The following is a 23,908-nucleotide window of genomic DNA, read 5'->3' on the forward strand; positions in this document are numbered from 1 at the left end:
CGCGGCCTCCCGGTGAAGACCCGCAAGAGAAAGAAGCAGTGCAATGGGACGGCGAACGACAAGTCGGAGCAGGTCGACATGCTGAAGCTGATCGGCTACCGGCTCGTCCTCGCCGTCCCTCAACTGCTCATCGTCTCGCTGCTGGTCTTCTCACTGACGTACCTCGTGCCGGGCAGCGTCGCGGCGGCGATCCTCGGTGATGCCGCCGCGACCCCCGAGGCCATCGCCGAGGTGGAAGCCCACCTGGGCCTGAACCAGCCGTTCCTCGTCCGCCTGTTCGACTGGTACGCCGCCGCGCTGCAGGGAGACCTCGGCACGTCGCTGCTCTCGGGGCAGCCGGTGACCGACATGATCACCCAGCGCCTTCCCGCGACGCTGTCGCTGGTGGTGGGCGGGCTGGTCGTCGCCGTGATCGTCGGCATGGGGCTCGGCATCTTCGCCGGGATCAAGGCGGGTCAGCCGCGCGACCGGGCGGTAACCGGCCTGACCGCATTCATGCAGTCCGTGCCCGAGTTCTGGCTCGGCCAGATCCTCGTCGTCGTGTTCGTCATCCAGCTGCACGTCGCCCCGGTCCTCGCCTGGACCCCGCCCTCGCAGGACGTGGGGAAGTGGCTCTCCGGTCTCGTCCTTCCTGCGATCGCCCTCGGGATCGGCACGTCGGCCCTCATCGCCCGCCAGACCCGCACCGCGATCGCCGAGGCGCTGAGTTCCCGGTACATCGACACCCTCGTCGCCGCCGGTGTGCCTCGCCGGCGGATCCTCTGGACGTACGCGTTCAAGAACTCGCTCGTTCCCGCCCTCGCCGCGATCGGACTCGCGGTCGGCGTCCTGTTCGGCGTCAGCCTCGTGATGGAGAAGGTGTTCAGCTTCCCCGGTCTCGGCACCCTGATGCTCCAGAGCGTGATGGCGAAGGACTTCCCCGTCGTCCAGGGCGTGGCGCTGGTCATCGGCGTGCTCGTCATCATCGTCAACATGGTCCTCGACATCTCGTACGGACTCATCAACCCGAAGGCCCGACCCGCATGACCGAGACACAGTACGGCAAGACGGTCGCGATCCGGACGACGGCGTCGGAGCAGAAGCAGGGGACCAAGGTCGTCCGCCGGCTGCTGCGCCAGCCGCTGACGATCGTCGCCCTCGCGTGGCTGCTCCTCGTGGTGGTGTGGGCGATCTTCGCCCCGTGGCTCGCTCCCTACGACCCGCTCGAGAACGACTTCACCGCGGTGCTCCAGGGGCCGTCCGCCGAGCACTGGCTCGGAACCGACGAGAACGGCCGCGACACCCTCAGCCGCATCATCTACGGCGCCCGCGTCGCGCTGGCGGTCGGCTTCGGCGCCGTGATGGTCGCCATGCTCATCGGCGTGCCGATCGGCCTGCTCCTGGGCTTCCGCGGCGGATGGACCGATCGCGTCGGGACACGCTTCGTCGACGTCTTCGACGCGATGCCCGGCATCCTCGTCGCGTTCGCCGTCATCTCGATCCTGGGCCGGGGCCTCGCGCCCCTGCTACTCGCGATCGGCCTCATGTTCTGCATGAACTTCGCCCGCATGGCGCGCGCCATCACGATGGCCGAACGCAGCAAGCTCTACGTCGACGCGGCGCGGGTGACCGGCCTGCGTGAGAGTTCGATCGTCTTCAAACAGGTGCTGCCGAATCTGGCCTCACCCTTGATCGTCCAGGCAGCGATCATGACCGGGACCGCGATCATCATCGAGTCCGCGCTGAGCTTCCTCGGGATCGGACTGGAATCGGCGGTTCCGTCCTGGGGCGGACTGCTCGGCGTTGCCGCCGCGAAGCTCGCGGTGCAGCCGTTCATGGCGATCCCGCCCGGCGTCGTCATCGTGTGCACGGTGCTCGCGTTCAACATCATCGGCGACGGGCTCAACGAAGCCCTCGGTGTGGGGCGGCGCAAGCCGTTCCGCCGCACGAAGAGGATCGCCGACAACGTGGCACAGGCCGCCGTCGTCGAGGCGCCCGCGGCCGGGGCCGTCGCCGCTGCCGAGGCCGGCGGTTACGTGACGCCGACCTCGCCCGTCGGGCCGCCCGAAGGGATCGAGCTCGCGCCGATCGTGCGCGACGACGCGGATCGCGTCTACGCCCCCGCCGACGACGGCAACGTCCTGGAGGTGCGCGACCTGCACATCGAGTTCCAGAGCGTCGAGAAGGGGACAGTGGAGCTCGTCAAGGGCGCCTCGCTCAGCATCGCACGCGGTGAGATCGTGGGCCTGATCGGCGAGTCGGGTTCGGGCAAGTCCACGTTCGCACGCGCCGTGCTCGGGCTGCTCGCCCCCGGAATCGGCGTCTCGCACGGCGCCATCCTGCTCGACGGCGAGGACCTCGTCGGCAGGACGGAGAAGGAACTGCGCGGAGTGCGCGGCAGCAAGATCGCCGCCGTCTTCCAGGACCCGATGGCTTCCCTCTCACCCGTGCACACGATCGGCAAGCAGCTCGCGGAGCCGCTGCGTGCCCACTTCCACCTATCGAAGGCCGAGGTCCGGGCACGATCGATCGAGCTGCTCGATCGGGTCGGCGTGAAGGATGCCGAGAGCCGCCTGAGCCACTACCCGCACCAGTTCTCAGGAGGTATGGCCCAGCGCGTCGCGATCGCGATCGCCCTCGCCTCACGGCCCGAGCTGATGGTCGCCGACGAGGCGACGAGCGCGCTCGACGTGACGACCCAGGCCCAGGTGCTGGACCTGCTCCTGGACCTCCGCGATGAGTACGGCATGGCGATCCTCCTCATCACGCACGACATGGGTGTCGTGGCCGAAGCATGCGACCGCGCGGCCGTCATGTACCAGGGCGAGCTGGTCGAGGTCACCCACTCTGCGGCGGCGCTGTTCGATGAGCCGCAGCATCCGTATACGAAGTCGCTGCTCGCCGCACGCGATCGACGTCCGCGTCCCACGAAGGAGGTGGCGCGGTGAAGACCGAGCTGAGCACCCCCGTCAGCGCGACCCGACCGGAGGCGGGCCGCGACCCGCTGCTCGAAGTCACGGGTCTGTCGATCAGCTACGAAGCTCGCAGCGTCTTCCGCAGGGAACGGAAGAACGTCGTCGAGGACGTGACCTTCGACATTCTGCCGGGCGAGACACTGGGCCTGGTCGGTGAGTCGGGTTCGGGCAAGTCGACCGTCGGTCGTGCGATCCTGCGCCTGCTCGCGCCGTCCGCGGGTTCCATCCGCTTCGACGGCACCGAGGTCACCACGCTCGGCCACCGCACGCCGCTGTCGTATCGCCGGGACGTCCAGGCGGTCTTCCAGGACCCGGCGATGTCGCTCAACCCGCGGCAGCCCGTGTCGATGGCGGTCACGGCGGCCCTCAAGCGCCATGGTCTGGGCAACGCCGCCGAGCGAGCACGCATCGCTGCCGAGACGTTCGATCACGTCGGCCTCACGCGCGCGTACCTCGAGCGGTACCCGAGCGAGCTGTCGGGTGGGCAGCAGCAGCGCGTGGCCATCGCGCGCGCCCTCGTGCTCAAGCCCCGCCTCGTCGTCTGCGACGAGGCGCTGAGCGCGCTCGACCTCTCGACGCAGAACCAGATCATCAACCTGCTCGTCGACCTTCAGGCCGAGACCGGGATGAGCTACCTCTTCATCGGGCACAACCTCGAGATCGTGCGGCACATCTCGGACCGCATCGCCGTGATGCGTCTCGGCCGGCTCGTGGAGTTCGCCGAGGCGGCTCGCGTCTTCGACGATCCGCAGCATCCGTACACGCGCAAGCTGCTCGGGGCGACACCGGCGCAGCACCCGGCAGGGCGCGACGAGCGGCGCGCCGTGCGCGCCGCGTTCGCCCGCGCGCACGTTGAGGGACTCGTGCCGGCGGTCTGACGGATCGCTCAGACTGAGGTTGTCATCCTTGCAACCTCGGAACAGAGCTGTGCAGATCCTGCATAGGTAAGCTCCATTCAGTTCACGACGACGGTCGTCGGGAACGGGGAGGTCGCCGTGGATCGTCTGGTCGTCATGAAGACGTTCGTCACCGTCGCGAAGTCGTCGAGCTTCAGCGCGGCGGCGCGCGAGCTCGCGATCTCGGGCTCGCTCGTCTCGCGCCACGTCGCGGACCTCGAGCGGCAGGTCGGCGTGCGCCTGGTGAACCGCACGGCGCGCTCGGTGAGCCTCACCGAGGCGGGCAAGCGCTACGCCGAGTTCGCCGAGCGCATCCTCGACGAGATCGACGACGAGGATGCGTCGCTCTCGGGGTCGCGCGATGCGCCGGAGGGAACGCTGTCGATCATCTGCCCGAAGTGGATCGGCACCCTCGAGGTCGGCGACGCGATCGCGGCCTTCGTGCGGGATCACCCGAAGATCCAGGTGCGTTTCGAGCTCGGCGGCATGTCGGACCGCAACTACGACTTCCTCGACCGCGGGTACGACATCGCCTTCCACACCCGCGACCTTCGCGACTCGAACGTGCTGGTGCGCCGCGTCTCGGAGTTGCCGTTCGTGCTCGCCGCCTCGGCCGACTACCTGCGTCGCAAGGGCACGCCCGCGACGGTCGCCGAGCTGAACGATCACCTGTGCCTGCTGCACCCGAACGACCCCGTCTGGCGCCTCGGCTCCGGCGCCGACACGATCCACTTCAAGGTGCAGGAGGCCGCGGTGATCGCGAACTCGTACCTCGTGATCGAGAAGCTCGTGGAGGAGGGCTGCGGCATCGCGCTCATCCCGCGCCGCCCCGCCGAGGCGCGGCTCGCGGCGGGAGAGCTCGTCGAGCTGCTGCCCCAGCACCAGCCGCCGGCCCGCGCGCTGTACGCCGTCCACGGGCCGGGTGGCCGCACGCCCGAGCGTGTGCGCATCTTCCTCGACTTCATGACGACCTGGTTCCGCACCCGCGCCGCCGCTGCGGCCTGACCGGTCCTCATCAGAGGTCTCTGCGCCCGTCCTCAACTGAGGACGAGGGCCGAGACGAGGATCGATCCGGCGTCGTCGCGCCTCATCTCGGCGCTGGCCCTCAGATGAGGAGCCGGGTCCTCGACTGACGCACAGGTCCTCAGCTCATGAACGCAGGGTTGCTACCACAAAGTGATTATGTTTTGATAATCAAATCGCGCGAGGAGGCCCGATGAGCGAAGAAGCGAACACCGATCCGACGTTCCGGCTGCTGGCCGAGCTGGTGATCGACATCGCGCGCGAGATCCAGCTGCGGGCGGTGCAGACCACGCCCGTCGTCCCCCTGACCCAGACGCAGGGACAGGTGATGCGCTACGTGCACAATCACCCCGGATGCTCCGCCTCCGACATCGCCGACGGCAGCGGGCTGCAGCGCGCCAACGTGAGTGTGGCACTGCGCGACCTCCGCGGCCGCGGCTACATCACGTCGCAGCGCGACGAGGCCGACGGCCGGGCGATCCGCATCGACGCCACGCCACTCGCCGACGAGACGATCGGCAAGCTCCGCACCTCGTGGGCGGGGCTCGTCGAGACCGCCTGGCACGCCGCCGCCGACGGCGCCGACGTGCCCGGGAGCGCGGTGGACGCGCTCGTGCGCATCCGGGCGGGCCTGCATGCAGACCGCGCAACGAAAGGGTTCGCGTCGGAGGCTCCCGCCGCTGCGGGCGAGAGCGCAGACTCGACCGCGACCCCCCACCGAGAGGCCTGAGCGCATGTCGATCGAACGCATCGAATCCGTCGTGTACGGCGTCGACGACCTCGACGAGTGCGCGCGGTTCTTCGTCGACTTCGGCCTCGCGCTCGTCGCACAGTCCGACACCGAGGTCGTGCTCACGACGCAGGTCGACCAGCGTCTCGTGCTCAAGCGCATCGACGACCCGAGCCTTCCGGCATCGGTGGAAACGACGTCGGGGATCCGCGAGGTGGTGTGGGGCGTCGACACGCAGGAGGCTCTCGACGCGCTCGTGGCCGACCTCCGCACCGACCGTGAGGTCACCGTCGACGCGAACGGCGTCGCACACACGGTCGACGAGACCGGCTTCGGTCTCGCGCTCGCCGTCACCGCACCCGAGCACGTCGACTACGACCCGCGCCGCTACAACAGCCGAGGCCACGTCGAGCGCTGGAACCAGCCGCACACGCCGATCGCGGACATCCGTCCGATCCGCATGTGCCACGTGGCGCTGAACATCCCGAAGGCGAGCAAGGACGAGGCCATCGACTTCTACCTCGACCGCCTCAACTTCCGCGCCGTCGACATCGTCAAGCCCATGGGCGTGTTCATGCAGATCGAGGGCGACGACGACCAGCACAACTTCCTGCTGTGCCACCGCCCCGACCGCGCCGGCACGAACCACGTCTCGTTCGAGGTCTCGGGCTTCGACGACGTGATCGAGGGCGGCAATCACATGATCCAGAAGGGCTGGCGCGAAGCGCGGCGCCTCGGCCGGCACACCGTCGGCTCGAACGTCTTCCGGTTCGTGCACTGCCCGGCCGGCGGGCGCGTCGAGTACGCCGCCGATATGGACCGCGTCGACGACTCGTACCCGACGCGCGTGCACGAAGAGACCCCGCCGCACCACATCTGGGTGCTCGAGACCAACCGCGACAGCGCGGTGCCCAACACGTCGGAAGGAACGGCCCTCGCATGACCATCGCAGCCGAAACGCGAACGGATGCTGCCACCCGCGCCGCCGAGATCTACTCGGCCGCCCGGCTCGGCCTGTACATCGACGGCGCCTGGCGCGAGGGCGCCCAGGGCCGCACGTTCGACGTGCTCAACCCCGTCGACGACTCCGTGATCGGGCGCGTCGCCCGGGCCGAGGCATCCGATCTCGACGATGCCCTCGTCGCCGCAGACCGGGCCTTCCCCGCCTGGCGCGACACGTCCGCGTTCGAGAAGGCGCGCATCCTCATGAAGACCGTCGCGCTGCTGCGCGAGCGGGCGCCCGAGATCGGACGGCTCATGGCCGTCGAGCAGGGCAAGCCGGTGAAGGATGCCACGACCGAGGTGCTGCGCGTCTCGGGCACGCTCGAGTGGTGCGCGCAGGAGACCCGGCGCCTCTACGGCCGCATCATCCCCACCGACGTCGACACGTCGCTCACCGTGCGGTACGAGCCGGTGGGCGTGGTCGGCGCGATCGTCCCCTGGAACTTCCCCGCGGGCTCGCCGATGCGCAAGATGTCCGCGGCCATCGCCGCCGGGTGCACGCTCGTGATCAAGGCGTCGCAGGAGGTGCCCGCCACGGTGTGCGCTCTGGTGCAGGCGTTCCACGACGCGGGTCTGCCCGCGGGCGTGCTGAACCTCGTGTTCGGCCGCGGCGCCGAGACCGCCGAGCACCTCATCGAATCGCCGACCACGCGCCTCATCGCGTTCACCGGCTCCGTGCCCGTCGGCAAGGAGCTCAACGCCCGCGCGGGCGGCCTCATGAAGCCGACCATCATGGAGCTCGGCGGCCACGCGCCTGTCATCGTCGCCTCCGACGCCGATCCGATCCAGGCCGCGCGCCGGGCGTCGGCCGCGAAGTGGGCGAACGCCGGCCAGGTGTGCACGTCGCCCAGCCGCTTCCTCGTGCACGAGTCGATCGCCGAGGCCTTCACCGCCGAGATGGTGCGCCTCGCCGAGGCGCTCGTCGTGGGCGACCCGCTCGACGACGACGTCACGATGGGCCCGCTCATCAACGCCAAGCGCGTCGAGTCCACCCATGCATTGGTGACGGATGCTGTCGCCCACGGCGCGACCGTCGCCACGGGCGGTCACCGCATCGGCGAGAAGGGCTGCTTCTACGCCCCGACCGTGCTTGTGAACGTGCCGCTGGACGCCGAGATCATGAGCGAGGAGCCGTTCGGCCCCATCGCCCCGATCACGACGTTCACCGACCTCGACGAGGCCATCCGCATCGCGAACTCGCTGCCGTTCGGGCTCGCGGCCTACGGCTTCACCGAGTCCGCGTCGACGGCCGACATCCTCGCCCGCGGGTTCGAGGCCGGCATCCTCTCGATCAACCACTGCGGCGGCTCGGTCACCGAGGCGCCGTCGGGCGGCGTGAAGGAGAGCGGCCTCGGCCGCGAGTCCGGTCCCGAGGGTGTGCAGGCGTACCTCATCACCAAGCGCGTCTCGCACAAGCTGCGCTGACCCTTCGACAGGCTCAGGGACCAAGGAGAACACGGATGCGGTACGCCCGGTGCAGGGTCGACGGCCACGAGTTCTTCGCGGTCGTCGACGGCGACGACGTCGTCGAGCTCACCGGTGCGCCGTGGGCCGGGCCTTCGGCGGCGGTCGGGCCGCGGCATCCGCTCTCCTCCGTCGTCCTGCTGCCGCCGGTCATGCCGCGCACGTTCTACGCGGCCGGGTTCAACTACAAGGCCCACAACCGCCACCACGCAGAACTCGGGTACGACCCGGTCAAGGTCGGGCCGCACCCGGAGGTCGGCTATCGCGCGCAGAGCGCGCTCGTCGGCCACGCGGCGGCGATCGTGAAGCCGTCCGACGTGGAGGGGCGCTTCGAGACCGAGGCCGAGGTCGTCGCGGTGATCGGGCGCACCCTGCGCCACGCCACGCGCGACGAGGCGAAGGCCGCCGTCTTCGGCTGGACGATCGGCAACGACGTGAGCGCCCGCGAATGGCAGCACGCCGACCGCACGTTCTGGCGCGCGAAGAACGCCGACACGTTCAAGCCGATGGGGCCGTGGATCGAGACCGACGTCGATCCGCTCGCGTCCGTCACCACGGTCCGCCGCAACGGCGTCGTCGACGCCTCGTTCGAGACGGGCGACATGATCTTCGACCCGTACGACTTCCTCGTCGAGATGACGAAGTACATCACCGTCCACCCGGGCGACGTGCTGTGGATGGGCGCCGACGGCAACACCGCGATGGACGTCGGTGACGTGATCGACATCGAGGTCTCCGGAATCGGAACGCTCACCAACACCGTGGTCGCCGAGGGCGCCCGCATCGACACCAGCGTCGGCGAGGTCGCCGGCACCGACAGAGAGGGAGTGCCCGCATGAGCACCACCGAAACCACCGAGACCGCCCCTGGTCCGAGCCACGTCGAGAAGGGCTTCAGCCTGCCCGAGCCCAAGTTCGACGAGCAGGGGCGCAGCATCGAGCCGAAGTACATCCACCACGTCAACTTCCCGACGACCAACGTCGATCGCACCGTCGAGTGGTACACGAAGGTCTTCGGCCTCAAGCGCGTCATGCCCAAGAGCAACACCCGCGTGGTGCTCATGACCAAGGGCCGCTTCGACCTGCACTTCACGCCGGTCGAGGAGATGGACCGCATGGCGCCGTACCACTTCGCCATGGAGGTCGAGGACTGGGACGGCTTCCTCGGTCACCTCGACAGCCTCGGCATCCGCCACACGCGCCCGGTCGAGCGCCCCGAGAACCAGTCCAAGTTCTGCTACATCCACGACCCCGACCACACGATGATCGAGCTCGTCTACCACGGCAAGCGCCCCGCCTGACCCGACCCTTTCCTTCACCGGCTCGCCGTTCATGGGCGGGCCGGTCGAACCACCCTGCCCCGAGGAGGGACGCATGCCCACGGTCGACAACAACGGCACGACCATCTACTACGAGGTGCACGGCGAGGGATCGCCCATCGTCTTCGTGCACGGCTCGGGCGGCCACCACGCCGCCTGGTGGCAGCAGGTCGCGGCGCTGCGCGACGAGCACACGATCGTCACGCTCGATCTGCGCGGCTTCGGCAACTCCGACCCCGACGAGAGGTACGACAGCCTCAGCTTCCCCGGCGACATCGTGGCCGTCCTGGAGGATGCCGACCTCACGGATGCTGTGCTCCTCGGCCAGTCGATCGGCGCGGCCGCAGCGCTCAAGGCGGCGCTGCGCGTGCCGGAGCGCGTGCGCGGTGTGATCCTCGCCCACTCGCTCGGCGGGATCGACGCCCCCGAGGTGACGCCGCTGGTGAAGGCCGACCGCGCCGAGGCCGAGAAGCTTCCGGTGATCGATCGCCTCCTCACGAAGCGGTTCCGCGAGGAGGAGTCCGCCAAGACGTTCCTCTTCACCCAGATGGGCACGTTCAACAAGGCGCGCATGCAGGACCTCCGCAACCTCTCCAGCGACGGCCCGACGCCCGGCGATGTCGCCGGATCCGGCATCCGTGTCGCCTTCCTGGCGGGCGAGAAGGACGCGGTGCTGAGCCCCGCGACGGTGACGGCCGCGCACGCGCTCATCGAGGGGTCGCTGCTCGAGATCGTTCCGGATGCCCCGCACTCCATGTACTGGGAGCGGCCCGAGCAGTTCAACGCGGCCGTGAAGAAGCTCGTCGACGCCCTCGCACCGGTCGCGGTGGGCGCTGCACCCGCCGCAACGAAGGAGACCTGAGATGCCGAAGAACGCGATGCAGGATGAGGCCGAGAAGATCATGGAGGTCGCGGAGCGCGAGGCGCTGCGGCTCGGCAAGGGGCTGTCGATCGCGGTCGTCGACTCCGGCGGCTTCATCGTGAGCATCCGCCGGTTCGACGGCGCGCGCCCGATGACCCCGCTCATCGCGCTGTCGAAGGCCTACACGTCGGCCGTCATGCAGCGTCCGAGCGGCATGCTCAAGGGCTGGTCGACCTCCGATCCGGTCTTCTTCAGCAAGGTCGGCGACCTCGGCCAGTTCCCCATCGTCGCCACCGGAGGAGGAGTGACCCTCAAGCTCGAGGGCGAGTTCGTCGGCGGGGTCGGCGTCTCGGGCGGAACCCCCCAGGAGGACGAGGCTCTCGCGCAGAGCATCCTCACCGAGCTCGGCTACGAGACGGATTTCGACGAGTGGGCCGGTGCCAAGGGTGCCGGCGACCCGAAGCACTGAAAGGCGGCCGACGATGGCCAATCTCTTCTCGTACCGCATAGACAACCACGGCGACAACGTCCGTCCCGACGCGATCCAGCAGGCGCGGAAGAAGTTCCGCGCCGGTGAGATCACCACCGAGGAACGGCAGCAGGCCGAGGACGACGCGATCCTCGAGTTCATCTCGTTCCAGCGTCACCTCACGCTCTCGTGCCTGTCGGACGGCAACTTCCGCGACGGCGACTACCGCAGCGCGGTGCTCCAGTCGGTAGCGGGCTTCAGCCGCGTGCCCGATGCGATGGATGCCTCCGGCCTGGGTACCTGGACCGTCGACGGCCCGCTGAAGCAGCGCAAGCCGATCGCCACCGACGCGGCTCGGTTCCTGCTCGACCACACCGGATTCCCGGTGAAGGTGAAGCTGCCCTCGGCCGCGCACATCGCCGCGCACACCTACACGGACGGGGCGGAGCGGGCGTACCCCGGTGCGGCCGCCGTCGGCGATGCCGTCGCCGAGATGCTGCGCGACGAGCTGGAGCTGCTGTTCGAGATCGGGGTGAAGTTCGTGCAGTTCGACAACCCGGACTACTTCACCTATCTCTCGGGCGGCGAGGTCGGCGAGATGTCGTTCGACGAGGCGCTCTCCATCGACGCGGCCGTGGTCGCGGGCATCGAGAGGGATGAGGACCAGAAGGTCGCGCTCACGATCGGCTGGGACGACGACCTCTCAGGCGATCTCGACGTGCGTCGCGCCGAGCAGCTGTTCGCGTCGGACTACGACAAGTACACGTTCCCGTTCCACACCGACGCGATCGTGGCCCGCAACATCCCGACCCTCGTGCCCGACGACAAGCAGATCGGCATCGGCATCGTCGACGCGTTCGATCCGGAGCTCGAAGACATCGACACGGTGATGGCGCGCCTCGACATCGCCCTCGAGCAGCACGACTTCGACCGCATCGGCCTCCTCCCTAACCGGGGCTTCCAGCCGATCCACTACCGCGATGCTCCGCTCAGCATCGCGCAGCAGCGCAAGAAGCTCGAGCACGTCGAGACCTTCGCAACGATGGTCTGGGGGAACGAGGCGTGACCGAAGCCGTGACGGTGGTGGCCCGCATCCATCCCGATCCGGAGAGGATCACGGATGCTGCCGCCGCCGTCCGCGCGGCGGTCGAGGGCATCCGGTCCGAGGGCGGCTGCGTGCAGTACGACCCGCACCTCGCCGACGACGGCACGATCGTGATCGTCGAGCGCTGGGCTTCGCGCGAGGCGCTCGCCGCCCACAACACCGGCGCCCCCGTGCAGGTGCTGCGCGACGGCCTCAAGGGGCTGACGGTCGCGCCGACCGAGGTGACGGTCGCGGTCGAGTTCTGATCGACCCCGTCGCCGAGCGCGCCGACCCCCCGCGGCGCGTTCGGCGCCGGCGTCGGGCCACCACGCAGGGCTCCACCTGACGCGAATCGTCGCTTCGCCGCTGCAACGCGACGCACTGCGCCGGGTGAACCGCGGCACCCGGGAATCAGCCGGCAGGTGGAGGGCAGCACCTGTTCTGTGCATCGAGGCGGGGACGCCGGATGCTGCGTACCTCAGTGGGCCGATTCCGTCGGGTAGGCCCAGCCAGGCGACGAGACGCGCCGGGTGAGCGGAGAGATGGGTTCGCGCCTACCGGCGCCCGCGGCCGCGCTCGTGGGCCCAGATCGCGAGCTCGACACGGTTGCGGGCACCGAGCTTGGTCATGATGCTCGCGAGGTGCGTCTTCACCGTGCTGAGCGACACGTGCAGTTCGTCGCCGATCTCGCTGTTGCCGAGGCCGCGGGCGACGCCGGCGAGCACCGCCTCCTCCCGGTCGGTGAGAGGGCTCGAGGGCTGTACCGCCGGTTCGGCAGTCCCGCCCGCGAATGCCTCGATCAGGCGCACCGTCACGTTCGGGTCGATGAGCGCATCGCCGCGCGCCGCCGCGCGCACGGCCTCGGCGAGCAGCACCGCTCCGGCGTCTTTGAGGAGGAATCCGCGCGCCCCCGAGCGGAGCGCCTCGTAGACGTACTCGTCGAGGTCGAACGTCGTGATGACGACGACGGGGATCGGGTCGGAGACGTCCGGGCCGGCGAGGGCACGGGTTGCAGCGAGCCCGTCCATCACCGGCATGCGGATGTCGAGCAGGCACACGTCGGGCCGCAGGCTCCGCGCGAGCGCGACCGCCTCGGCGCCGTCGGCGGCCTCGCCGACCACCTCGATGTCGGGCTGTGCGTCCAGGATCATGTGCAGCCCCGTCCGCACGAGGTCCTGGTCGTCGGCGACGAGCACGCGCACGGTCATGCGGTCCATCCTGCCCGCGGGAGGGCGGCGGTGACGACCCAGCCGCCGCCGGGCGCCGGGCCGGCCTCGCACGTCCCGCCGAGCAGCGCCGCGCGCTCGCGCATGCCGGTGATCCCGTAACCGAACGAGGGAGTGGATGCTGCGGACCCGCCATCGTCGCGCACCTCGAGTCGCACGCCCTCGACGTCGACCTCGACACCCACCTCGATCCGAGTGGCGCCGCGGGCATGGCGACGGGCGTTGGTCACCGCCTCTTGCGCGATGCGGAACACCGCGGCGGCGACCGCCTGCGGCACGCTGTCGAGATCACCGCCGAGCGTCACGACGACCCTCGGCGCCGCAGCATCCGCCGCCAGCGAGCGGATCTCGGCGAGCCCGGGTGTCGGCGCGAGCGCATCGTCGGGCGCCCGCAGCACGCCGACCATCGCGCGCATCTCGCGGAGCGTCCGCGTCGCCTCGGCCTCGATCGCCTGCAGCACCCGCACCGTCGCGCCGGGATCGGTCGCCGCCACGGCGCTGCCCGCCTGGGCCTGGATCGCGATCGCCGACACGTGGTGCGCGACGGTGTCGTGCAGGTCGCGGGCGAGCTGCTCGCGCTCGAGCAGCCGCACCTGCTCGAGTTCGCGGCTGCGCGCGCGTCGTCGCCACCGCACCGCGAGGCCGAGCATGGCCGTCGTGACCGCCACGGCCACGCCGCCGATGACGTCGGCGACCTCGGGCGGCGTCGCGAGGAAGGTGAGCAGCATCCCGATGACGACCAGCGCGCCGCCCGCGAGCATCGCCCGTCCAGAGCCCCACCGGAACACCGCGTAGAGAAGGATCAGGAAGTACGCCGTCGTGTACAGCTGCGGGTCGCCGGCCGTTGCCACGCCCACCGTCGTGCCGACGGCGAACGCGATCGCGAGCATCGTGAAGGGACGCGACCGGCGCCACAGCAGCGTGGGTGCGAGTGCGGCCAGCACGACGGCCCACAGCCAGCGCCACGGCACGTCGGTGCGGACGGATGCCTCGACCAACGCCAGCGCCGGGATCACACCGACGAGCACCCAGTCGCGCCAGACCCGACGGGGCGGCGCCGGAACCGCCGCGGGCGCGGCCCAGAGCGCGCGGACCGGGCTCGTCATGCCCTCATGATAGGCGGGCACCGGTTGCCGCCATCGGGGCGCCGCTGCGGCGGCGTCCGGCGCGAGCGCGCCGCCGGATGACGACCTCGGCGATGACCAGGTTGATCACCCAGCCGGCCGTCATCAGCAGCGTGTGGGTCAGGGGCGCGGGGGTTCCGACCAGCAGGGTGTAGGGCATGAACACGAGCACCTGCGTGCCCGCGCCCATGCCGATCGCGTAGGCGCGCGTCATCCATGCGCTGTGCGTACGGACGTCGCCGCGCCGGATCGCGACGAACGCGACGACGATGGCGCCGGCCATGGCCGCGCCGAGCACGATTCGCACGGCCGCCAGCCCTGGACCGGTCACGGCTGCCGGCATGTCGTAGAACAGCGTCATCCAGAGTGCCGACAGCGCCGAGACGAGCCCCGCGGGCGCGACGACGCGCCCGGCGATGCGGTGCCAGCGCCGCCGCCGCAGAGATGGGGCGAACTGCAGCGCGCCGAGCACGAGGAACACGCTCGACCCGATGATGTGCGCGACGACGGGGATGGGCGAGTCGAAGAACCGGGCGTTCTCGGCCGTGACCGTCGCGCCGGTGGTGAGCTGCGTGAGGCGGGCGGATCCCGCCACGATCGGCACGAGGCTCAGGGCGATGAGCCCGGTGGGCACGAGCCACTCGGGCCGGCGTCGGGTGGCCCGCGGGCGGGCGGTGGCGGTTGTCATGCCGCCATGCTGGCGAGAACGGATGCTGCGCCGCTTCGGCCGCCCGGCTCGAAACGCCTCGTCCGATCGGCCGAGGCGACGGCTTGCCAGGCAAACCCGGGCCCGCTCGAGCCCGGGCGTCCAACCCCGAGTTGGCGCGAACCGTCGCGTTCGGCCGCGGAGGCGACGGGTCGGGCCAGGCCGAATCGGGGGGCCAACCCTGAGTTGGCGCGAAGCGTCGCGTTGCGCCGCGGGAGCGACGGAGCGCGCCGAGTGAACCGACGGCGCGGTCAGCGGTCGTGGGGTGGGTGCGGGACGTATCGAGGCACGGACACCGAGAATCCGACCGCTCCCAGCAGCCCCAGCGCGCCGACGAGCGCGGTCGCGACCGGCAGGGATACCGCAGCGGTCACGCCGGCGATGAGGAGGGGAGTGGCCGCGGCTCCGGCATCCGTCAACGTCCGCCACGATCCGAGGAACGGCGCGGGATCCGTCGCGGGTGCGACGTCGGCGCCGAGAGTCATCAGGATGCCGCTCGACAGGCCGTTGCCGACCCCCACGACGACGGCGCCGGCGACGAACCACGCGGTCGCTGCCTCGAGGTCGTGGGTGAAGGCGAGACTGACGAAGGCGCCGCCCATCAGCACCATCGACGGCGCGCAGGCCCACAGGCGCCCCCAGCGGTCCATGATCTGCCCGCTCGAGTAGAACAGCGCGAACTCGAGCGCGCCCGTCAGGCCCACGATGAGCGCGATCACCTCGGCATCGAGTCCGAGCGAGACGCCCCACAGCGGCAGGAGGTACACGCGGGCCTGGCGGAGTCCCGAAAGGGATGCTGCGGGCAGGCCCATCCGCGCGAGCACCGCGCGGTGCCGCCACATCGTGCGGAACACCCCGGCCGGCGCGGCCGCGGGGTGTCCAGCAGCCGGTCCCTGAGCCCCGCCCGGTCCCTGAGCCCCGCCCGGTCCCTGAGCCTGTCGAAGGGCGGTGCGCGACGGCAACTGCCCCTCGGCCTCGAGTTCCTCTTCGGGGTCGCGGCCCACGAGTACGAGCACCACGAGGGCGACGAGCATCGCGAGGAAGAACCACACGGCGGCGTCGGTGGACCCCGACCACGCCAGCAGCGCGGCGGCGATGAAGGGGCCGGCGAACATACCGAGCCGGAACGAGCCGCCCAGCACCGACAGCGCCCGCGCCCGGTAGTGCAGCGGCACGCGGGTCGTCATGAACGCGTGCCGCGCGAGCCCGAACGCCGATGCGCACAGCCCGATGAGGAAGGACGCGGCGGCGAGCACGCCGAGCCCCGGTGCCAGCAGGATGCCGACGCCGCCCGCGAGGGCGAGGCATCCGGCGATCGCCATCGTGCGTCGCTCGCCGATGCGCGCGACGAGCCAGCCCGCGGGCAGGTTGCCGATGAGTCGCGCGACCACGATCACCGAGACGATGAGCGCGGCCTGCGCGACGTCGGCGCCGAGCGCCGCCGCGATCACGGGCAGCAGCGGCAGCAGCGCGCCCTCGGCGAGCCCGAACAGCAGCGTCGGCCCGTAGATCATGGGGGCGAACCGCCACAGCATCCGCCGCGTGCCGAGGTCGCCGTTCGACGGGCTCAGGGGCCGGACCCCGTCATCTGCATACGCCCGATCCCGGTCGCTGACCTTGGCGGAGCGGCCCCGGCCGTTCATGGCCCGGTCTCGGCAAGCACCGCCTGCGCCCACGCGATGCCGAGCTCCGCCGGGTCGCTGCGCGTCATGACGTCGTGCTCCCCGAACGGCCCCACCCGGGTCGCCCCGAGCGAGCGGAGAAGCTCGTCGAACTGGTGCGCGCCGCGGTTGTAGCGCTCGTCGTACGAGGTGTCGCCGAGGCCGAACATCGCGTACGTCACGCCGCCGAGGTCAGGGGCGAGGTCGAGCAGGTCGTCGTGCAGGAACTGCGCGAACCCGGGCAGCTCGCCGCCGCCGTGGGTCGCGCACGAGATCAGGTACAGCGCGCCCGGCTCGAACACGTCGACGCCGGCGTCCGCCATGTTCACGACCTCGACACCGGGCACCGCCTTCGCGATGCCGAGCGCGACGGCCTCGGCATTGCCCGACTCGGTGCCGTACAGGGCGACGATGCGCATGACGGATGCCTCAGCCCGCGGCCTTCGCCGCGGTGGACGCCTGCGCCACCGGCGCTGCCGCGGGCGTGGGGACCGTCGCCGTCGTCTTCGCGGGGGAAGCCGCGCGGGGCGCGTCGAGGTAGTGGTCGATGACGTACTCGGCGATCGCGATGGAGCTGGTGGCTGCGGGCGAGGGGGCGTTGCGGAGCAGTGTGACGGGCCCGACCTGGTCGACGGCGAAGTCGTCGAGGAGCTCGCCCCCACGGCCCCATGCCTGTGCGCGCACCCCGGCGCCGTGCTTGTGGGACAGGTCCGACGAACGCAGCTCGGGGATGAACCGGCGCGCCTTCTGGAAGTACAGCGGCTTGATCAGCGATCCCGAGATCTCGTCGACGCCCATCCGCCAGTGCTGCTTCGCGAGCGGCCACGCGCCCGGCCACCGCAGCGACTCGACCGTGTCCTTCACCGACCACTGCAGCCAGTTGTACCCCTCCCGGGCCAGCGCGGGCACCGCGTTCGGGCCGACGTGCACGTTGTCGTACACGCCGCGCGTGAAGTGCACGCCGAGGAACGGGAACCGCGGGTCGGGCACCGGGTAGATCATGCCCTTCACCAGGTCGGTGCGCTCCGGCGCCAGCTCCCAGTACTCGCCGCGGAACGGCAGGATCTTCGGCGACGGGTCGGCGCCCACGAACCGGGCCACCACGTCGGACTGCAGCCCCGCGCACACGATGACCCGGTCGAACCCGTCCTCAGACACCGGCGTCACCACCCGCACCCGGCCGTTCTCCAGGGTCATCCCGGTGACCTCGTGGCCGAGCCGCACCTGCCCGCCGGCGGCGCGGACGTCCTGCGCCATCGCCTCGGTGATCGACGCGTAGTCGACCACCGCAGTATGCGGCGAGTGCACCGCGGCGACCCCCGCGACGTGCGGCTCGATCTCCCGCAACCGCTCCAGATCGTCGATGCGGGTCAGATCCGGCACCCCGTTCTCCAGTGACCGCCGCTCGATCTCGGCCAGCGCGTCCAGTTCGGACGCGTCGACCGCGACCACGAGCTTGCCGACCTCCCGGTACGGCAGCCCCTTCTCCTCGCAGAACTCGCGGATCGACACCCGCCCCGCCGCGCACAGCGTCGCCTTCAGCGACCCCGGCTTGTAGTACAGGCCCGCGTGCACCACCCCGGAGTTGTGCCCGGTCTGATGCTGCGACAGCCGGCCCTCCTTCTCCAGCACCGTCACCTCGTCACCCCGCGCGCTCAACGCCCGCGCCAGGGCGACGCCCACGATGCCGCCACCGATGATCCCGGTGCGCCGAGTCCCCGGTCCCTGAGGCTGTCGAAGGGCCATCAGTGGGTCCTCACGGCCGCGGTCTTGACGCGCGTGTAGAAGCGCAGCGCTTCGAGCCCCTGCTCCTTGAACGGCGAGCCCGACTCCTTGAATCCTCCGAACGCCTGGTGGATGTCCCACCCGCTCGTCGGCTGGTTCACCGAGACCTGTCCGGTGTCGACCTCGTCGACGAAGCGGAACGCCGCGTCGAGGCTGCGCGTGTACACCGCACTCGATAGGCCGTACGCCGAGTCGTTCACGGCTTCGATGGCCTCGTCGAGCGTGTCGACCTCGATCATCCCGAGCACCGGTCCGAACACCTCGTCGCGCCACAGGCTGTTGTCGCGGTCGAACGCCACGAACACCGGCTCGACGAACGCCCCGCTCTCGGCGAGCCCGTCAGCCAGGGCCGCTCGCGCGATAACGGTGGCGCCCGCGCCGACCGCGGCATCCACCCGGGCCGTGATGTCGCGCTGCGCGGTGCGGCTGACCACCGGACCCACGTCGGTGCCGTCGGCGCCGCCCGCTCCGACGCGGAGGGCTTGGACGGATGCTGCGACCCGCGCCCGCAGTTCGGCCGCGAGGCCGCGCTGCACGATGAGGCGGCTGGTCGCGGTGCAGCGCTGACCCGCCTGCCCGAACGCGCCCGCCATCAGCACCGGAACGACGAGATCGAGGTCGGCGTCGTCGAGCACGACGGCCGCGTTCTTGCCCCCCATCTCGGTCTGCACCCGGATGCTGCTGCCCGCGAGCTTGCGCTGCAGGTCGAGGCCGACCGCGGTCGAGCCGGTGAACGACACCGCCGCGAGCCGTCGGTCGGTCGCCAGCGCATCGCCGATGACGGAGCCGCGGCCGGTCACCGTGCCCAGCACGCCGGCGGGCACGCCCGCGCGGTGCAGGATCTCGGCGAGGCGCAGGGTGATCAGCGGCGTCTCGGTCGCGGGCTTGATGACGACGGCGTTGCCCGAGATGAGCGCGGGTGCCATCTTGCGGGCGGGGGTGAGGAGCGGATCGTTCCACGGCGTGATCAGCAGCACGACGCCGATCGGCTCGCGCTTCTGCAGCGCGAAGGTGCCGGGGCGCGCGTCGGGGATCAGCTCGCCGAAGGGCGCGCGTCCGAGACCGCCGTAGTACTCGAAGAACTCGGCCGCCTTGCCGACTTCGCCCCGAGCCTCAGCGATGGTCTTGCCCATCTCGGTGACGATGAGCGCCGTCAGGTCGACGGCATCCTTCCGGATCAGCGCCGCCGCGTCGAGCAGCACCCGACCGCGCTCGATCGGCCCGGTCGCCCGCCACGCCTTCGCACCGCGCAGCGCCGCGTCGAGCACGGCGTCGAGGTCGGCGGGACCCATAGCGGGGACCCGCCCGACGAGGTCGCCGGTCGCGGGATCGCGGACCTCGATGGGTTCGCCCGACGCCTCGGTCGAGAAGCGGCCCTCCACGAGGTTGGGGCTGACGGTGATGCTCACGGGTTCCTCCAGTCGCCTCGCCGACGGACGCCGGACACGGCGCGAGAGGCTCCTCCCAGCTTCGCCGGGTGCCGCGAGGGCGGCAACGCGCACGGGCCACCGATCACGCAAGCCTTGCTTGCCGACCTTTCACGCTCCCGCGCGGATCACGGCTCGCGGAGGCACCCGCCGTCGGCGTTCACGCCGCCGAGGTCGATCGAGACGGTGCCCGAGGTGCCGACGGAGCCGTACACGCAGCCGCCCGAGACCTCAGCCCCGAACAGCAGGCTGTCGCCGACGACGCGAGTCTCGACCTCGGCCGCTCCGGCCTTCTCGAGGGCGTCGCGCACGGCATCCTCGGTGACCGCGCCGGTCGCCTGCAGCGCCTGCAGCCCGGTCGTGGCCGCGGCAACGAGGGCCTCATTCGCGACCTGGTGCGCCTGGTCCATCAGCTCCTTGCCGGGAGCGTCGATGTCGACGGTGCCGGAGCACGCGGTGATCGCACCGCCCGCGAGCGCGAGCATCAGGATGACGGATGCTGCGCCGCGACGCATGCGTCAGAGCCCTTCGGCGACGCGCGCGGCGATGTCGGTGCGGTGCTGGCCGCCCTCGAGGCCGATGGCACCGAGCGCGCGGTAAGCGCGGTCGCGGGCCTCGACGAAGGTGGTGCCGACGCCGACGACGTTGAGCACGCGTCCACCGGTGCCGACAAGTCCGCCGTCGGTCTCGGCGGTGGCGGCGTGGGCGAGGTGCACCCCGTCGATCGACTCCGCCTCGCGCAGGTTCGTCAGCGCGCGGCCGGTGATCGGCGAGGCCGGGTAGCCCTCGCTCGCGAGCACGACCGTGACGGCGACGTCGTTGGCGAAGGCGGGGAGGGGGAGATCCTCGAGGTGGCCGGATGCCGCGGCCAGCAGCAGCTCCGACAGCGGGTCGACGAGCCGGGGCAGCACGACCTGGGTCTCGGGGTCGCCGAAGCGCGCGTTGAACTCGATGACCTTCACACCGTCGTCGGTCAGGATGAGGCCGGCGTAGAGGAGTCCGATGAACGGCGTGCCCTCAGCATCCAATTGACGGATCACGGGCTCGGCGATGTCGCGCGTGACGAGCTCCACGAACTCGCGCTCGCTGCCGAACTTGCCGTCGAGCCAGGGCAGCGGCGAGTACGCGCCCATGCCGCCGGTGTTGGGGCCCTCGTCGCCGTCGAGCAGGCGCTTGTAGTCCTGGGCGGGGCTGAGCGGCAGCACGTGATCGCCGTCGCTGAGGAAGAACAGCGACACCTCGGGGCCCGAGAGGAACTCCTCGACGAGTACGGCGCCCGACGGCAGGTACTCGTCGGCGTGCGCGAGGGCGGCCTCGCGGTCGCTCGTCACGATGACGCCCTTGCCGGCCGCGAGTCCGTCGGCCTTGACGACGTGCGGGGCGCCGAGATCGTCGAACGCGGCCTCGACCTCGGCGCGGGTGTGCGCGCGCACGGCGCGGCCCGTCGGAACCCCGGCGGCATCCATGATGCGCTTGGCGAACGTCTTCGATCCCTCGAGCTGCGCGGCCGCCTGGCCGGGCCCGAACGCCGGGATGCCGCGCGTGCGCACCGCATCGGCGACGCCCGCGACCAGGGGGGCCTCCGGGCCGATGATGACGAGGGCGATGTCGTTGTCGATCGCGAACTGGCTGACGGCCACGGGGTCGTTCTGATCGAGGGCGACCAGCTGCGCGTCCTGCCCGATCCCGGCGTTGCCGGGAGCCGCGAAGATCTCGTGCTCCGCCTCCTCCGACCGCAGCGCCAGGATGATGGCGTGCTCCCGCGCGCCCGAGCCGAGAACCAGGATCTTCACGCGTTCCAGCCTACCGGCGGCCCTTCTCGCTGTTTCGGGCCGCTCGGGCGTGGAAGCGTCGGGCTCGATCGCCGTCTTCGGCTCCCGCGGGCCTCGATGTCGCGGGTTGAGCCCGACGCTTTGACGCGTAGCGTGGAGGAGTGGCCCGCAAGATCTCGACCGACGACGGCCGCGCCGCCCTGAGCGCGGTCGCGGCGGCGACGGAGGCATCCGTTCCGCCCGCCCGCACCGACAACGCGACGGCCGTGCGCTACCTGCTGCAGCTACTCGCCGAGAAGGCGCCGGGCAACTCGGTCGAGGTGCGCGTGCCGCCGTTCGGCGCGGTGCAGGTGGTCGAGGGGCCCCGGCACACGCGCGGCACCCCGCCGAACGTCGTCGAGACGGATCCCGCGACCTGGATCGCCCTCGCGACCGGCGCCGAGCAGTGGACGGATGCCGCGACCGCGGGCCGCATCAGCGCCTCGGGTACGCGCGCCGACATCTCGGACCTCCTGCCCCTGCGGCCTTGAGCCGGATCACCGCCGCGGCATGACCACGGGCGTGCCCGACACCGGGTGCGGGAAGACGTCGACCCGCTGCCCGTAGACCTCCTCGATCGCCGCCGCCGTCAGCGCCTCCGATGGCGCCCCCGAGGCGACGACCCGACCCCGCGAGAGCAGCGTCACGCGGTCGGCGACGCCGAGGGCCGCGTTGAAGTCGTGCAGAACCAAGGCCACCGCCGCGCCCTCGCGCGCACGACCCCGCGCGATGCGCAGCACGTCCTCCTGGTGCTTGAGGTCGAGCGCCGCGGTGGGCTCGTCGAGCAGCAGCACGTCGCATCCCTGGGCGAGCACGCGCGCCAGCGCCGCCCGCGCGCGCTCGCCGCCCGACAGCGACGTGATGCCGCGAGCGGCGAGCGGCACGAGGTCGGTGACCTCGAGCGCCCGCGCGACCGCGGCATCGTCATCGTCCTCGGCAGGCGTGCGCGCCCACGGCGCGCGGCCCATGCGCACGACCTGCTCCACCGTGAACGGGAACGACACCGCGTTCTGCTGCAGCAGCACGGCGCGCTGCTGCGCGAGAAGGCGAGGACGGATGCTGCCCAGCAGCGTCCCGTCGAGGCTCACGTCGCCGGAGTCCGGGGTGACATCCCCCGCGAGCACCCCGAACAGCGTCGACTTGCCGGCGCCGTTCGGGCCGACGAGGGCGTGGAGCTCGCCCGCGCGGACGTCGATCCCCGCGTCCACGAGCACCGGCCGTGCGGCGCCGTGCGGTGTGACGGTCACGCCTCGGGCGCGGAGCCGCACCGCGCCCGGCGGTGCCTGGACCGCAGGGGCCGCAGTATCGATCACGCTCATCCCCAGCCCCCTGCCTTGCGGCGCGTGCGCAGTAGCAGCCACAGGAAGAACGGGCCGCCCACGAGCGACGTGATCATGCCGATCGGCAGGTCCGCGAGGGGCACGGCGGTGCGGGCGATGAGGTCGGCCACCGCGATGAGCAGCGCGCCGCCGAGCGCGCTCGTGACCATGAGCGGCAGGTGCGCAGGCCCGATGGCCATGCGCATGAGGTGGGGGACGACGAGACCGACGAAGCCGATGATCCCGGCGAACGCGACGGCGGCGCACACGAGCAGCGCGACCATGACGATGACGACGACCCGCAGCAGCTCAACGCGCACGCCGAGGTGACGCGCGGTGCGCTCGCCGAGGGCGAAGAGGTCGAGGCGGTGCGCGACGCACACCGCCGCGGCCACGCCGATCGCCACGAGCGGCGCGACGATCGCGATGTTCTGCCAGAGCGCGCCGTTGAGGCTGCCGAGCTGCCAGAACACGATCTGCTCGCGGGTCGACGTCGTGCCGAGGAACGTGAGGAACGCCAGTCCCGCACCGGCGATGGCGTTGATCGCGATGCCGGTGAGCAGCAGCGTCACGACCTCGGTGCGTCCGCCCGAGCGGCTGATGAGGTACACCGAGAACACCGCGATGAGGCCGCCGACGAAGGCGAAGGCCGGGGTCGTCCACATGCCGAAAACCGCGAGCCCGAACGTGAGGCTCGCGGCCGCGCCGAATGCCGCACCCGACGAGACGCCGACGACGGCCGCGTCGGCGAGGGGGTTTCCGAAGATCGCCTGCATGAGCACGCCCGACACGGCGAGGGCCGCGCCGACGAGGAGGCCCAGCACGATGCGGGGGAGCCGGATGTCGAGGATCACCCCGGCCGCGGTCGGCGCCTCCGGAGCCCACGACGTGTCGATCCCGATCGACTGCAGCAGCACGCCGATCACCTGTGTCGGCGTGAGCCAGTACTGCCCGAGGCCGAGCGACACCACGACCACGACCACGATGGCGATCGACAGCCCCGCCGTCATGAGCGCGAACCGGCGACGGCGGTGCGTCGTCGGCACC

General features: G+C 71.1%; 25 protein-coding genes. 14 read left to right on the forward strand and 11 right to left on the reverse strand.

The genetic code is table 11. The features are described from left to right. The first annotated feature begins 78 nt into the window (after positions 1 to 78). From ACFVSU_RS12305 to ACFVSU_RS12365, 13 genes are all read left to right on the forward strand, one after another. Positions 79 to 1,026: an ABC transporter permease gene (locus ACFVSU_RS12305; protein ID WP_387142914.1), complete on the forward strand. Its 948-nt coding sequence runs from the start codon at positions 79 to 81 to the stop codon at positions 1,024 to 1,026. Then, positions 1,023 to 2,927: a dipeptide/oligopeptide/nickel ABC transporter permease/ATP-binding protein gene (locus ACFVSU_RS12310; protein ID WP_387142917.1), complete on the forward strand. Its 1,905-nt coding sequence runs from the start codon at positions 1,023 to 1,025 to the stop codon at positions 2,925 to 2,927. The genes ACFVSU_RS12305 and ACFVSU_RS12310 overlap by 4 nt, the downstream gene beginning before the upstream one ends. Continuing rightward, the gene (locus tag ACFVSU_RS12315) at positions 2,924 to 3,832 is read left to right on the forward strand and encodes an ATP-binding cassette domain-containing protein (RefSeq protein ID WP_387142920.1); all 909 of its coding nucleotides are present in this window, start codon (positions 2,924 to 2,926) and stop codon (positions 3,830 to 3,832) included. Before ACFVSU_RS12310 ends, ACFVSU_RS12315 begins: the two co-directional genes overlap by 4 nt. A 117-nt stretch (positions 3,833 to 3,949) precedes the next feature. Beyond that, positions 3,950 to 4,855 (forward strand): LysR substrate-binding domain-containing protein, encoded by a 906-nt coding sequence (locus ACFVSU_RS12320; protein ID WP_387142923.1) that lies wholly within the window; start codon positions 3,950 to 3,952, stop codon positions 4,853 to 4,855. Between the two features lie 211 nt (positions 4,856 to 5,066). Continuing rightward, a complete protein-coding gene (locus ACFVSU_RS12325; RefSeq protein WP_387142926.1) occupies positions 5,067 to 5,603 on the forward strand; it encodes a MarR family winged helix-turn-helix transcriptional regulator in 537 nt (178 codons plus the stop codon). A gap of 4 nt (positions 5,604 to 5,607) precedes the next feature. After that, positions 5,608 to 6,546 carry a VOC family protein gene (locus ACFVSU_RS12330; protein ID WP_387142929.1) on the forward strand — a complete coding sequence of 313 codons (939 nt, stop codon included), beginning with the start codon at positions 5,608 to 5,610 and terminating at the stop codon, positions 6,544 to 6,546. Further along, entirely contained in the window at positions 6,543 to 8,030 is a 1,488-nt protein-coding gene (locus ACFVSU_RS12335) for an NAD-dependent succinate-semialdehyde dehydrogenase (protein WP_387142932.1), read from the forward strand. Before ACFVSU_RS12330 ends, ACFVSU_RS12335 begins: the two co-directional genes overlap by 4 nt. Positions 8,031 to 8,065: 35 nt before the next feature. Further along, positions 8,066 to 8,908: a fumarylacetoacetate hydrolase family protein gene (locus tag ACFVSU_RS12340; RefSeq protein WP_387142935.1), complete on the forward strand. Its 843-nt coding sequence runs from the start codon at positions 8,066 to 8,068 to the stop codon at positions 8,906 to 8,908. Beyond that, positions 8,905 to 9,369, forward strand: coding sequence for a VOC family protein (locus ACFVSU_RS12345; RefSeq protein WP_387142938.1), 465 nt, complete (start codon positions 8,905 to 8,907; stop codon positions 9,367 to 9,369). Before ACFVSU_RS12340 ends, ACFVSU_RS12345 begins: the two co-directional genes overlap by 4 nt. A 73-nt stretch (positions 9,370 to 9,442) precedes the next feature. Continuing rightward, positions 9,443 to 10,249, forward strand: coding sequence for an alpha/beta fold hydrolase (locus tag ACFVSU_RS12350; protein WP_387142940.1), 807 nt, complete (start codon positions 9,443 to 9,445; stop codon positions 10,247 to 10,249). 1 nt (position 10,250) lies between these two features. Continuing rightward, entirely contained in the window at positions 10,251 to 10,718 is a 468-nt protein-coding gene (locus tag ACFVSU_RS12355) for a heme-binding protein (RefSeq protein ID WP_387142943.1), read from the forward strand. 13 nt (positions 10,719 to 10,731) lie between these two features. Beyond that, positions 10,732 to 11,784, forward strand: coding sequence for a hypothetical protein (locus ACFVSU_RS12360; RefSeq protein ID WP_387142946.1), 1,053 nt, complete (start codon positions 10,732 to 10,734; stop codon positions 11,782 to 11,784). Continuing rightward, complete coding sequence (locus ACFVSU_RS12365) at positions 11,781 to 12,068, forward strand: putative quinol monooxygenase (protein ID WP_387142949.1); 288 nt, start codon at positions 11,781 to 11,783, stop codon at positions 12,066 to 12,068. The genes ACFVSU_RS12360 and ACFVSU_RS12365 overlap by 4 nt, the downstream gene beginning before the upstream one ends. Positions 12,069 to 12,356: 288 nt before the next feature. Here ACFVSU_RS12365 and ACFVSU_RS12370 read toward each other — a convergent pair whose 3' ends face one another. The 9 genes from ACFVSU_RS12370 to purD form a co-directional block, all read right to left on the reverse strand. After that, a complete protein-coding gene (locus ACFVSU_RS12370; RefSeq protein ID WP_387142952.1) occupies positions 12,357 to 13,010 on the reverse strand; it encodes a response regulator in 654 nt (217 codons plus the stop codon). Further along, positions 13,007 to 14,134 (reverse strand): sensor histidine kinase, encoded by a 1,128-nt coding sequence (locus ACFVSU_RS12375; protein WP_387142955.1) that lies wholly within the window; start codon positions 14,132 to 14,134, stop codon positions 13,007 to 13,009. The genes ACFVSU_RS12370 and ACFVSU_RS12375 overlap by 4 nt, the downstream gene beginning before the upstream one ends. Before the next feature lie 4 nt (positions 14,135 to 14,138). Continuing rightward, positions 14,139 to 14,840, reverse strand: a complete 702-nt coding sequence (locus tag ACFVSU_RS12380) for a DUF2306 domain-containing protein (RefSeq protein ID WP_387142958.1) — start codon at positions 14,838 to 14,840, stop codon at positions 14,139 to 14,141. 269 nt (positions 14,841 to 15,109) lie between these two features. Continuing rightward, positions 15,110 to 16,393 (reverse strand): MFS transporter, encoded by a 1,284-nt coding sequence (locus ACFVSU_RS12385; RefSeq protein ID WP_387143517.1) that lies wholly within the window; start codon positions 16,391 to 16,393, stop codon positions 15,110 to 15,112. A gap of 104 nt (positions 16,394 to 16,497) precedes the next feature. Next, positions 16,498 to 16,938, reverse strand: a complete 441-nt coding sequence (locus ACFVSU_RS12390; protein WP_387142961.1) for a flavodoxin domain-containing protein — start codon at positions 16,936 to 16,938, stop codon at positions 16,498 to 16,500. A 10-nt stretch (positions 16,939 to 16,948) separates the two neighbouring features. Then, entirely contained in the window at positions 16,949 to 18,265 is a 1,317-nt protein-coding gene (lhgO, locus tag ACFVSU_RS12395; protein WP_387142964.1) for an L-2-hydroxyglutarate oxidase, read from the reverse strand. Then, positions 18,265 to 19,713, reverse strand: coding sequence for an aldehyde dehydrogenase family protein (locus tag ACFVSU_RS12400; RefSeq protein WP_387142967.1), 1,449 nt, complete (start codon positions 19,711 to 19,713; stop codon positions 18,265 to 18,267). The genes lhgO and ACFVSU_RS12400 overlap by 1 nt, the downstream gene beginning before the upstream one ends. A 146-nt stretch (positions 19,714 to 19,859) precedes the next feature. Next, complete coding sequence (locus ACFVSU_RS12405) at positions 19,860 to 20,246, reverse strand: hypothetical protein (RefSeq protein WP_387142970.1); 387 nt, start codon at positions 20,244 to 20,246, stop codon at positions 19,860 to 19,862. A 3-nt stretch (positions 20,247 to 20,249) separates the two neighbouring features. Continuing rightward, positions 20,250 to 21,524, reverse strand: coding sequence for a phosphoribosylamine--glycine ligase (purD, locus tag ACFVSU_RS12410; protein ID WP_387142973.1), 1,275 nt, complete (start codon positions 21,522 to 21,524; stop codon positions 20,250 to 20,252). Between the two features lie 140 nt (positions 21,525 to 21,664). On the opposite strand from purD, the gene ACFVSU_RS12415 reads away from it, so the two are divergent. Next, the gene (locus ACFVSU_RS12415) at positions 21,665 to 22,033 is read left to right on the forward strand and encodes a sterol carrier family protein (RefSeq protein ID WP_387142976.1); all 369 of its coding nucleotides are present in this window, start codon (positions 21,665 to 21,667) and stop codon (positions 22,031 to 22,033) included. Positions 22,034 to 22,039: 6 nt separating this feature from the next. Here ACFVSU_RS12415 and ACFVSU_RS12420 read toward each other — a convergent pair whose 3' ends face one another. Together ACFVSU_RS12420 and ACFVSU_RS12425 are read right to left on the reverse strand one after the other, a co-directional pair. After that, on the reverse strand, positions 22,040 to 22,861 hold the full coding sequence (locus ACFVSU_RS12420) for a heme ABC transporter ATP-binding protein (protein WP_387142979.1): 822 nt from the start codon (positions 22,859 to 22,861) through the stop codon (positions 22,040 to 22,042). After that, positions 22,858 to 23,871 carry a FecCD family ABC transporter permease gene (locus tag ACFVSU_RS12425; RefSeq protein WP_387143519.1) on the reverse strand — a complete coding sequence of 338 codons (1,014 nt, stop codon included), beginning with the start codon at positions 23,869 to 23,871 and terminating at the stop codon, positions 22,858 to 22,860. Before ACFVSU_RS12425 ends, ACFVSU_RS12420 begins: the two co-directional genes overlap by 4 nt. Between the last annotated feature and the right edge of the window lie 37 nt (positions 23,872 to 23,908).

The organism is Microbacterium sp. NPDC058062 (genome assembly GCF_042885375.1).
Lineage (GTDB): Bacteria > Actinomycetota > Actinomycetes > Actinomycetales > Microbacteriaceae > Microbacterium > Microbacterium trichothecenolyticum_C.